Here is an 11,655-nt window from a genome sequence, read left to right as displayed (position 1 = left end):
TCCAAAGACCAGGCACGCGTCATTCCACCAACACCCACTCGTGCTCCAGCCAGGTCACGCCAAACTCCCGGTGTTTCTGGTTCAGCACGGTAAAAGGCTGGATGAGTTCAGCCATGTCCAGCACCTGAATGCCGGAATCGTCCAGAACATACACACTCCACAGGTATTCCCCTGACAGCAAGGACAACCGAGGAAAGCGCGCACGGATGCGGTGGGTACCAATGCCCTGCAGCGGCTTGCCTTCCGCACGAAACTGTGTGCTGGTACCAAACACGTTGTCCTTGTCTGGCCGGACAATCGCAAACAGTACATGGAATGGCGCATCGGCCGCATAAGACTCGATCACGATCTCCACCGACAGGTCCTGGAAGGAGTCCACCTGTGCAGGATTGATCCCATCCCCGGTTTCAATGGTCAGTCCACCGATCTTCACCAGAGGCACCCCCGAAGACACGCCCGCCGCAGGGGCCGCATCGTCCGCTTTCACAGCCTCATTCGACTCGACGCGCAAATGTGCATACCGGCGCCGCTCGTGCGATTCGTAGGCCGTTACCACATCTTCGGTCGCCCCGATGGCCTGTATCTTCCCGCCATGGATCCACGCGGCCCGCTGGCAAAGGCTGCGCACCTGGTAGAGGTTGTGGGAGCAAAACAGCACTGTCGCACCGCGTTCCCGCAGTTCCAGGATGCGGTTCAGGCTCTTCTTCTGGAAATGCAGATCCCCCACGGAAAGCGCCTCATCCACGATCAGTACATCCGGGTCAATGGCAGTTGCGGCGGCAAATGCCAGCCGCATGAACATGCCGGAGGAATAGGTCTTGACGGGCCGCTCCAGCGTCTCCCTGGTCAACTCCGAGAACGCTGTTGCCCGCGCAATGAAATCCTCCATAGCGCTCCCCTCCAGGCCATGCAGGGCGGCCATGAAGCGGATGTTGTCGTAGCCAGATTCTTCGGGGTGGAAGCCCGCACCCAGCTCTAGCAACGCGGCCACGCGCCCCTCCTGCGCTACCTGCCCACGCGTCGGCCGGATGGTGCCCGCAGCGATCTTCAGCAAAGTGCTTTTGCCTGCGCCGTTCTCGCCGATGAGGCCAAACGTCTCACCCGCCTGGACTTCAAAGTCCACACCGGTCAGTGCCACATGCACCCGGTGGCGCTGGCTGCGCGTCACCCACTCCCACAAGCGGTCCTGGGGACGGGCGTACACCATATAGGTCTTTTCGATGCCCTCAAAGCGGATGGTCATGACTTAAAGGGCCTCGCCCAACGCGGACTTCATAGAACGGAAGAACCACCACCCACCACCACCGAGCAGCACCACCCACACAGCCAGGGCCACAGGCGTTCCCGGCGGCACAGGCATGTGCAACACCGCGCCTTGCACCATCAGCACCAGACAGGCCAGCGGATTGAACAGGAACCAGCGGTGGAACTGCTCCGGCACCTGGGACAGTGGGTACACGATGGGCGTCACGTAAAACCACAGCTGCAGGCCAAAAGCCACCATGGAGCCCACATCGCGCCACAGAAAATGCGCCATGCTCAGCAACAGCGTGAGGCCATAGGTCAGCGCAATCTGGGCCAGCACCAGTACAGGCAACCAGGCCAGCGAGGCGTAGGGCCCCACACCCTGCCCCACCGACAGCACCAGCAGCAACCCGTAGCCAATACCCAACACCAGCAAGCTGCCGCCAACAGACACAGCCGGCAGGATCTCCGCCGGCATAGGCTGCTTGCGCAGGAAATCCTCATAGGCGGCCAAGCACCCCACCCCTCGCCCAATGGCATCTGTGAAAGGCAGCCACACAGCCAGGCCGGCAAGCAGGTGCAGCAGGTAGCCATTGTTCACATCCAGCCCCGGCACCCGCACGGCGAGCACCAGGCCGAACAAAACATAAAAAATTGCCAGGGAAGCCAGCGGCTGAACAAACGCCCAGGCAAAGCCCAGCACCGACCCTGCGTAGCGGGTCTTGAACTCGCGCACCATCCAGTAGCGCCACAAGACCCACAACTGGCGCGCATTCCGGGGAGCAGCCGACGAGACCGCGGTTGAAAGAGATTCGGGACGCGTCATGGCACCGCCCGCAGCCATTGGAGCGACATGGCCACACCCTCTTCAAAAGCCATGGTGGGCGCCCACTGAAGCTCCTCCTGCGCACGCTGAATGTCCAGCACGTTCACCGGCGGGTCGAACGGACGCGCCGGGAAAACTCGCCGCTCTACAGCCCGTCCCAGCAAGCGCTCTAGCGTTTGGATGATGTCATTGACACTGTGCCCTGCGCCGCCGCCGATGTTGAAAATTCGGGTCGCCCCTTCGTGGCGAGCGGCGCTCACGAACGCACGCCCCACATCCGAGGCATAGACGAAATCGCGCACCACAGAACCATCACCCCAAACATCCAGTGGCTGCCCATGCAAGGCGCGGTGCGCGAACACAGCTACAACCCCTTGCACACCATGGGGCTGCTGCCACTCGCCATACGGATTACTCAGCCGCAGAATGCGGCAGGGCAGGCCATGCTGCGTCTCTTCAATGCGCAAGTGGTGCTCAATCGCTAGCTTGGTGGCCCCGTAGGCCCCCATCGGCATGGTCGGGTGCGTTTCGCTCAGCGGGACAAACTGCGGCCGCCCATACACGGCTCCGCCCGACGAGGCAAACAACAGCCTGGGGCGGGCATTCTTCTGGCGCAGCGCCTGCAGCAGGCGCAAAGTGCCCACCAAATTAGTCTGCGCATCCTGCACCGGGTCTTCACTCGCCGTGGCTGGCACTGTGGACGAAGCCAGGTGGACGATCACATCGGCGCCGCCTACAGCATCCCACCAGGAGGCCAGGTCAAAGCAATCCGCCTGCACTTGCCCCGTCAGCCAAGGAGCGCTGCCCGGTTGCGCCAGAGTCCGGTCCACCGACCACACCGACATACCCCCGGCCGCCATGGAGCGGCCAATGTGGCGCCCCAAAAAACCAGCTCCACCCAAAATGGCGCACCGCATCAGGATTGGCCTCGCGGTTTCTGCGCCCGGGCGCGTTGCAGCCCCAACTCGAAATCACGGGCCACAGCATCCCAGGTCTGGCTCCGGGCAAACACCTCGGCACGCTGGCTCATGGCGTGACGCCGTGCATCGTCTTGCAGCAAAGCACACACGGCATCCGCCAGTTTTTCGGGCGACGACTCCGCCAGCATCACCACATCGTCGTTGAGCAGCCACTCCACGTTGGCCCCCCGGTTGGACACTACGGCACAGCCGCTGGACATCAGCTCAAGAGGAAGCAGCGATGCATTGGTGAGCGACAGCACCAGCGCGGCATCGCACTGGCTGTACAGGTCTGGCAGATCATCCAGCGCCAAAGTGCCGCAATTCAGGTGCGGAAACGGGATGTGGTAGCCCGCCGTGTCCCAGCCCGCCAGCACAAACTGCACATCGGGCAAACGCTCCCACACGCCATTCAGCACCAGCAGGCCCAGTTCAAATGCACGCCGGGGCGTGGGAGGGCGCGCATAGAAGAACACTCGGCGAATTTCCGGCTCGCGCCGAGGCAGGCGGCGGTAGCGTTCGAGTTCCACGCCAAAACCCACCGGATGGGTGGTCATGCCGTATTCCTGCGCCAGCTTGTGCGCCAGCCAGCCACCGGCCGTGATGCCGAAGAACCCGAAATGGTAAGTGTTCTCGGCCAGCACCGACTCCGATCCCACCGGGTAAAAGTGGGGCTCGTAGTCCTGCACAAAATACAGTTTGTGCTGGGCACCCGTGAATGCCCGGACCGCATAGGCCGTGTCCCAGCCCGTGGCCACAGCAAACTCACAAGGGGGCAGTTGGTCCAGTCCCAGCAACACCCGGGCCTGCAATGGAAAAAAGTGTTCGCGTATTTCGTCGCGCGCCTCGTCTGCATTCTGGTGCATGACGGGCTTTCCGATCACGATGGTGGACGTATAGCCCATCTGCTCCAGGTGCCAGATGGTGCGGAAGATGTTGAGATGCCCCCCCGAGCCCAGGTTGAAATCGGGAATAAACCACAGCAGCGTTCCAACCCCGGCCTTGCCCGGCGTGGCCTGCAACACATAGGGCAGGGCAAAGTCGTAATGCCGAAAAACATCGACATACCGGCCAGGCCCCTGGCGCAGGCGGCGCACCACAGCACGCAGGGCGGGGAACACCCCTTCTTTGCGGACCATCTCTTTGACACGCCAGATTTTCTTCTTAAGGTTCAATGCCATGGTCAGGCCGCCCCTGCACGCTGCAATTGCTCATCGCGCGAAACCGAACGCAATAGCCAAGCGGGCAAGCGGTCGTGGCGCGTGCCCAGGTACTGCCCCAAAACGCGCGCCAACTCGATGCAGGCCATATACCCGGCGTTCTTGAACAGACGCCAGCCACGCAGGCCGCCACTGCGCAACCACGCCAGATCCCGCTTGGCCAGGTGCGCGGCCGACCGCAGCGCCTGGAGCAGATGGTCCTGGATACGGTAACCAAAATAGAGGTTGAACGAGCGCGCTTCATCAAAATTGCGCTGCAGCGTTTCCCACACACCGAAGTCGTGCGAGTGATACACCACCGCATCGGGAACAAAGGCTTTGGCATGGCCCGCTTCGATGGCGCGCAAGGCCCAGGTCTGATCCTCTGCAAAGGCCACTTCGGGCAAAGGCAATTGCTCCCATACCGAACGACGGATACACGAGTTGTTGCTGGAAAAGAAGTGCAGCCACTGACGATAGCCAGGATCGGCAGCAAACCGGGCCCGGTCTTCCAAGCGCACGACCGACAGCTTGTCGCCAAAACCTGCAAAGTGCTGGTTCAACTCGCAATGCGTGACATGCCGGGCATGGGGGTGGGCCCTGTGCGGCCCAAAGGCCCCTGCTACCGCAGGATCGGAATCACAGCCCTGCACCATGTTGGCCAGCCATTGCGGGCTGGCAGGCCGGGCATCCTGCGTGATGAACACCAGGAATTGCCCCGATGCCATCGACGCCAGCAAATTGCGCGTGCGTCCGTGGCCAAACTCCGCAGCGGGAATGGTCTCGACGCGCACACCATGTCGGCGAGCCAGCTCTACAGAGCCATCCGATGAACCGGAGTCCACCACAATCACCTCGAAGGGCCAAGGCGCCTGCTGGGCCAGCACCGCCTCCAGCACATCGCCCAACAAGGGCCCACCATTTTTGACTGGTATTAATACAGACGCTCGAATATCAGCCATGCGATGCAACAGCAAGTCCTAGAGAAGGCGAACCCGTAAGTCTAACAAATCCGCCTTCAGGGACCTGCCCAACGCAGCCTGGGGATTATTGCTGCGGCTTCGGGTCGGCCTTGCCATCTGCCTTGTCTGCCGCAGCGCCAGCGCTGTTGGCCTTGGCTACCAACTCACGAATGGCCGCGCGGTCAATCTCCACACCATAGCGCTTGAACAAATCCGCACGCATCTGGGTCTGCGCTTCTTCGCGACAGTAGCTTACAGCACGGGTCGCAGCAAAAGTCTTGGACTCATCCCACGACAGTTGGCGCGCCTCGCGCTTTTGCAGCACCGAGAACAGGTAGACAAATTCATCGTCCTGCACGGGCCCCAGCAACTCGCCCGCCTTCACCGTCTTCAGGGCGCGCATGATGGTGTGGTCACCATCCAGCGTGATCCAACCCAGATCGCCCTGCGCATCCAACGAATACTCGCCCTTTGCGCGCATCGCGACCAAACCAAACTTGCGCTTGCCCTGTATCACTGCGCGGGCCTGGTCCTGCAGCCAGGCCATGGCCGAACCGCCGCCAATCTCCGTGGCCGCAGGCAAAATAATCCGTTCTACCCGCGCTTGCGCTGGTACGACAAAGGCTTGGGGATGCGAATCGAAATATTTGCGTGCTTCCTGCTCGTTGGCGGGCGCTTCACAGGCAGGCGCCTGCTTCTTGTAAACAGCCAAACCATACACATCGTCAAAGCGCTTGGGCGCGCCCTCGCCCCTGCGTGGCAAACCCAGCCGCCCCCCCTCCAGCACCAGCGCCCGAGTCATGGCCATTTCCTGGACAACACCCTCTACCCCCCAAGCGTTACGCGCGATCTGCCTGAGATCGATTCGACTGTCCAAGTAGTCCGACAGGTCCTGCTCGCTCACCACCTCGCCATTGGCCAAACGTGCCAATGGCTTGGCCGGGGTTGACTGGGCCCAAGCGGAAGCCAGCGTCATACAAAGCACAGCAGCAACCAAGTGCTTGATTTTTTTCAACATCATCTCTTTCGTCCTCCTTACGGCATTTGGGGCTTCGCCTGTTCCCACAGCGGCCCATAGATAATTTCAACGCCCATTTTTTTAGGCAGCGCGGCAGAGTTGAAGACCACGAGGTCCTGAGCACCATCCGCATCGGCATCAGCGAGTTGCAAACCTGTGGCAAAACCATCCACCGGCAACCAGCGTGTCTCAAGCACCGCACCATCGGCGCCCAAGCGCTGCAAAGCCAAACGCGAATCCATCGCCCAGATCACGAGATCGTCGGCCAGCGGCAAAACACTCACAGTCCCCACCGGTTGAGGGGCAACAATCCACTGAAGTTCCCCGCTGTCCATGTTGAAACGCAAGTTGCGCCCGCCAGTCTCCAGAGCCACATACAACCAGCGCCCCGAAGGCGATGGCCGGGTATGGCGCGGAATGATGCGAGTCTCCACAGGCACCGTCAGCAGGTTGCGCGCAGCACCCTGCAGGTTGTCTTCCGGCGCCAACACTATCCGCTTCTCATCCAGGCAAGCCGCTACCACCCCCCCTGACGGCGCACCTGGCGCACGCTGCACACGCACGGGGTGCCATGGGGCCTCGCACCACTTGACCTGTTGGACACGTGTGGCAGTCTCAGGCTGATCCGGGGCGTAATCCACCCAGACCACCTCCTTGCCCGTGTAGGGCGTGGCCAGCAAGCTGTAACGCCCCTCAGAAGCGCTCACCAGCACCACGTCGCGCGGCGAAATCCCCAAAGGAATCTGGCGCAGGGGCTGCAAACGCCCTTGCACCACACGGAATACATCCAGGCTGAAGCTGTTCTCCACCGCCGCAACCACCAGGTCGTCGCTGAGCCAGATCGCGCTGTCTGGGTGATAGGCCACAGATTGCTTGTCCAGCAACCGCGCCTTGCGCCCCTGAACTTCATACAGCACCACCGTGCTCTTTTCATGCTCCACCGCCACCAGTCGGCAACCTGCAGCACCACAGCGCAGTTCGCCCCCCCAGGCCATGTTGACATCAATCCCCGTACGAGCAGGTTGCAGCTCAGAGGCATCACGAGTGCCGGAAGCAGCACTCGATAGCCCCCCTTGAGCGGGCACAGGCGTGGTTTGGCAGGCAGCAAGCAGCAGAGCAGCGAGAGTGGTCGCAACCACTTGTAAAGGGCGTCCCGATATCATTCCAAGTTTCCTATTTCTGACACACCAAAACAAATAGCGCCCAAAGGCGCTATTTGTTTTGAGGGTGACACAAGGCCACCCAGTCTAAGCCTAGCTGGCGCAGCAAGCCGCGCCATCAAGTCATTAGAATGCGCCGGACAGGCGGTGTGCGCCCAGCAGCGTTTGCACAGCACCGAAGGCAGGAGCCACGATGGTGGAGTAAGCGATCACAGAACCGCCACCAGCGGACAGCAGAGGGCCGACCAGAGCAGGAGCCACGGGAGCGCCAGATGGAGCAACGCCTGGGTTCCATTCGATGATACCGTCGAGGAACGCAGCAGGGCGGCCAGCGATGGTTTCAGGATCGAACCAAGACAGTTCGCTTTCAGCCAGCGGGAAGTTCACGGACTGGCGGTTTTGCGCGTTGTCATAGATGTTGACAGTGTGCGTACCGATTTGGTTGCCCGTGGACCACACAGTGATACGCGTGTCGTTGCCGCTGTTCACAGTGCCGTCGATGAAATAGCGCAGCGACAGTTGGGTCGTGGCAGCCACGGTAGCAGCACCAGCCACGTTAGTCAGGCTCAGAGCGTCCATGGTCGACAGGTTGGTACCAACGGCCAGGGTCAGAGGACCGTCGATCACGGGCGTGAAAGCCACGCTCTTGCCAGCGACGTCCACGTAGAAGGCGTTACCAGCCAGCTGACCGGAGGTAGCAGCGTCAGCTTGGGTAGCCAGCGTGGCGTTTGCAGGAGCGCAAGCCGTAGCAGCGGTCAGAGCGGCGCCGCCCGAACCCACTGCGAACACCAGGTAACCACGCTTGCCTTCCATACCAACGCCGGAAGAAGTAGCCCAGTTGAAACCGGTGTACTGCTTGTTGGTCATGGGGAAGCAGCCGTCAACACCGTGGTTGGAATTTTGGTCAAACCAAGTCCAGAACACGGGGATCGTGCGGCCGGATTGGTTCACCAGACCGACAGCGGTCGTGTTGGCAGCGCCGTTGTGGATCACGTTAGGAACCACCAGGCCGTTGGAGAACGTACCGACCGTATAAGCCTGAGCCACACCAGCCGTCAGCGCAGCTGCCGCAACGGCTGCCAGAGCAAATTTTTTCATCTTAAATGTCCTTAGAAAAAAGAAGGAAGCTTCCCACCCTTGCGGGCTGTGCAACCCATCCGTCAAACCGTTTGGGCTGCGAGTATCTTAGCCCGTGAACACAGGGTTTTCAATCCTTGCATCATTTTCATTTTTTTCACCCATGTTTTGTTGCAGCAACACAACGAAGAACATAGGCAGTTGCGCACTTCAAAGAATGCCTCTGCGCTCCGCGTGGTACCAGAGCCCATCCACCCGCACCCACTCATCCTTCAAGACCACTTCCTGATCCATCATCCGCAGCACAGGAATCGAATAGGTAACTTTGACATCCACCACAGCTTTGTCACCCTCTAACGAGCGGACTTCCAGCACTTGTACCGCTTGATAGAGAATGCCTTCACGCTTCAGGTAAGCCTGCAAGGTCCAGCCAGGTTTCTTCGACAACTCTTCGTAGTTCCAGGACGTGACAGGATCATTGTCTTGTACCGACTTCCAGAACGCCGTAGCGCGCTGAAGGAGCGCTTGGCGATCCGAGGCGGGCGATGAACCGCTCGCACAACCAACCAAGCCCGCAGCCAACACGGTCACAGCAGGTGCCGCCAGATAACCCAGCAGACGGCGGCGTTGAAACATAGGCAATTTCATGCATATTCTCCTAGAAAACAGACAGGGGCAAAGCGTTTACTAACTACATGTATCCGTATGCGGCCCCAGCCTCAACGTGGAAGCGGGGGCAACGCTGCCGGCCCGGAAGACCCATTTCGGTCCATTGACGGGGCCGACTGCAAAGACATGCTGCGCATGCGCTGGCGCATCTCGGCGCTGGCGCTGCGCAGGGCGTCGTCGTCCTCCAGCGCCCTGGGCGTCATCAGCACCAGCAGTTCGGTGCGGTTATTGTTGTTGGTGGTGTTGCCAAACAGGGCGCCCACCACCGGGATGCTGGAGAGCAAGGGCACGCCACTGCGGCCGGTGGTGTCGTTCTCGCGGATCAGCCCCCCCAGCACAATGGGCTCGCCGGAGCGCACCGCCACGCGGGTCTGGATCTGGCGGGTGAGGAACGCGCGCTGGCCCGTGGCGGTATCCAGGTCGCCCACATCGGTGACCTGCTGCGAAATGTCCAGAGTGATCAAGCCCCCTGCATTGACAGAGGGCGTAACTGACAGCATCACCCCCGTATCCTTATAGACAATGGATTCGGTCACCAGATTGCCCGTGGTGACCGAGGTGGAGCTCTTGATGGGCTGCTGCTGCCCCACCTGGATGGTGGCGTTGTGGTTGTTCAACACCAGCACCGAGGGACTGGACAGCAGGCGCACCTGGGATTTTTCGGCCAGGGCATTGAGCGTGGCGCGCACAACACCGGCCTTGTTGAGGATGGTGTATGAGAAACCCGGCTGCTTGGGGCCGATGTCGCCTGTTTTATTCATGTTGAGCAGCGCCTGCCCCTCACGGCCACCCGAGAGGCTGTTCTGCACGAACCATTCCACCCCATACTGCAGATTGCCCGTGAGGCTGACCTCCACGATGCTGGCTTCGATGAGCACCTGGGACGGCGCCTTGTCCAACTCGCGCAGCGCTTGTTCGATGCGGCGGTATTCCGTGCGTGGTGCACGGATGAGCAAGGCATTGCGCTTTTCGTCGGCGACCACGCGCACATTGCCATCCAGTTGGCTGGTGGACGTGAGCGAGGCGTTGTTCGGTGAGGCCTTGCTATTGCTATTGTTTGTCATGGCCTGGAAGCCGGAGCCCCCGGCAGTGCCCGTGCCAGTACCAGTGCTGGAGCCCGCACCAGTGCTGCTGCCACCAAAGGGGTTGGAGCCCCCTGCGCCGCCAGAGGCCAGACCGGTGCTGCCCGCGCCCTGGGTGAATTGCGTGGGCGCCGAGCCTCCTGCCACACCGCCGCCCGATTTGGCCTGTGTGGACTGTCCGCCAAACAGACCGTTGAGCATTTCTGCCAACTGCAAGGCCGAGCCGTTTTGCACGGGATAGACAAAAAGGCTGGCTTCCAGGGTGTCGGTGGGACGGTCCAGGCGCCGCACCCAGGTTTCGACCTGCGTAAGCAGGTGGGCACGGGGGGTGACCACCACCAGGGCGTTGAGCCGCTCGACCGGGAACACCCGGATGAGCCCTCCCAGGGGGCCCGTCGCCTGTGCAGATGCAGTACTGGCAGCCGTCGCCGCGCCTCCAGCCCCCGGGGCAGCACCCGCAGGCGCAGCAGGGGTAGCACCACCGTAGGGGTCTGCGGATTTGTCCGATCCCAGCATGGCCTGCAAGGCATCTCGCACGACGTTGACGTTGGCGTTTTCCAACACAAACACCCCCAACGACATACCGGAGAGGAAGTCCACATCAAAGGCTTCCACCATTTCCAGCCATCCGCCCAATTGGGCCTTGCTGCCCTGCAGCACGAGCAGGTTGCGCATGCTGTCCACATAGACGATGGACTCCTTGGGAGCGATGGGCGCCAGGATCTTGGCCATTTCGGCAGCCGCGATGTGGTTCAGAGGAACAATGACAGTACCCGAGCCCGACAGATCCTTGAAGTTGGAGGCACCCACCACCGGGCGCGCGCCCAGGGTGACCGTGCGTTTGGTAACGTGGTACACGCCCGCGTTGTCGCGAACGATGGCCAGATCGTGCGGCAAGAGCACCGCATCCAGCACATCAAGCACCTGGCTGCGCAGCAGCGGCTGGCGCGTATGCAGGCTCACCACGGTGTCGCCGCCTGCGTCAATGGTGTAGTTGAGCTTGAGCAAGTCCCCCAACAAAGCGGTAGCGAGGTTGCCCACCGTGACATTCTCGAAGTTAAGGGCAACCTTGTCGCCCTGGGCCAGCACGGGATCTACACGCGGCGCGATACTGCGCTTGAAGAGGTTGTCGTCCCCAGGGAAAAGCCGGGAGCCTGCGGCAGGCCGTTTGATTTCAGGACTCTTGGCTGCATCCGAAGTGGAGGCTGGCAGGCTCTCGGCCGTCGCCGGCGCAACAGGCAGAGGGGACGCAAGCGCCTGGGCTTCCTCCTTAGTAGCAGGCGCTGTCGTGCTGCCTGCGGCTGTAGCAGGCACAGCGGTAGACACAGGCCGGGATGCAGGACTTGCAACGGGCCCACTCTGCGTGCTGGCACAGCCAGAGGCCAGCAAAGCCAGCAAAAGAATGGAAGGCCGAATGTTCATAGGGGGTAACTCCACAATATTGGGGTGCACTACGGT

The 11,655-nt window shown here is 61.3% G+C and carries 10 protein-coding genes; all 10 read right to left on the bottom strand.

Going from position 1 to position 11,655, the window contains the following annotated elements:
• Positions 1–19: 19 nt before the first annotated feature.
• Positions 20–1,243 carry an ABC transporter ATP-binding protein gene (locus tag ACSQ3O_RS03540; RefSeq protein WP_436137878.1) on the bottom strand — a complete coding sequence of 408 codons (1,224 nt, stop codon included), beginning with the start codon at positions 1,241–1,243 and terminating at the stop codon, positions 20–22.
• 3 nt (positions 1,244–1,246) lie between these two features.
• Complete coding sequence (locus ACSQ3O_RS03535; protein WP_436137877.1) at positions 1,247–2,008, bottom strand: ABC transporter permease; 762 nt, start codon at positions 2,006–2,008, stop codon at positions 1,247–1,249.
• Positions 2,009–2,067: 59 nt separating this feature from the next.
• On the bottom strand, positions 2,068–2,988 hold the full coding sequence (locus ACSQ3O_RS03530; RefSeq protein WP_436137876.1) for an NAD-dependent epimerase/dehydratase family protein: 921 nt from the start codon (positions 2,986–2,988) through the stop codon (positions 2,068–2,070).
• Complete coding sequence (locus ACSQ3O_RS03525) at positions 2,988–4,211, bottom strand: glycosyltransferase family 4 protein (protein WP_436137875.1); 1,224 nt, start codon at positions 4,209–4,211, stop codon at positions 2,988–2,990. Before ACSQ3O_RS03525 ends, ACSQ3O_RS03530 begins: the two co-directional genes overlap by 1 nt.
• Before the next feature lie 2 nt (positions 4,212–4,213).
• Positions 4,214–5,191: a glycosyltransferase family 2 protein gene (locus ACSQ3O_RS03520; protein WP_436137874.1), complete on the bottom strand. Its 978-nt coding sequence runs from the start codon at positions 5,189–5,191 to the stop codon at positions 4,214–4,216.
• A gap of 85 nt (positions 5,192–5,276) precedes the next feature.
• Positions 5,277–6,257, bottom strand: coding sequence for a peptidylprolyl isomerase (locus ACSQ3O_RS03515; protein WP_436137873.1), 981 nt, complete (start codon positions 6,255–6,257; stop codon positions 5,277–5,279).
• Positions 6,227–7,372: a hypothetical protein gene (locus ACSQ3O_RS03510; protein ID WP_436137872.1), complete on the bottom strand. Its 1,146-nt coding sequence runs from the start codon at positions 7,370–7,372 to the stop codon at positions 6,227–6,229. The genes ACSQ3O_RS03515 and ACSQ3O_RS03510 overlap by 31 nt, the downstream gene beginning before the upstream one ends.
• 123 nt (positions 7,373–7,495) lie before the next feature.
• Positions 7,496–8,467: a hypothetical protein gene (locus ACSQ3O_RS03505; protein WP_436137871.1), complete on the bottom strand. Its 972-nt coding sequence runs from the start codon at positions 8,465–8,467 to the stop codon at positions 7,496–7,498.
• Positions 8,468–8,656: 189 nt separating this feature from the next.
• Positions 8,657–9,094 carry a hypothetical protein gene (locus ACSQ3O_RS03500; RefSeq protein WP_436137870.1) on the bottom strand — a complete coding sequence of 146 codons (438 nt, stop codon included), beginning with the start codon at positions 9,092–9,094 and terminating at the stop codon, positions 8,657–8,659.
• Between the two features lie 71 nt (positions 9,095–9,165).
• Positions 9,166–11,523, bottom strand: coding sequence for a type II secretion system secretin GspD (gene gspD / locus ACSQ3O_RS03495; RefSeq protein WP_436137869.1), 2,358 nt, complete (start codon positions 11,521–11,523; stop codon positions 9,166–9,168).
• Positions 11,524–11,655: the final 132 nt, after the last annotated feature.

The organism is Acidovorax sp. LjRoot74, assembly GCF_964254355.1.
In the GTDB taxonomy this organism is placed as follows: domain Bacteria; phylum Pseudomonadota; class Gammaproteobacteria; order Burkholderiales; family Burkholderiaceae_C; genus Acidovorax.
This window is presented reverse-complemented; position numbering and strand designations above follow the sequence as displayed.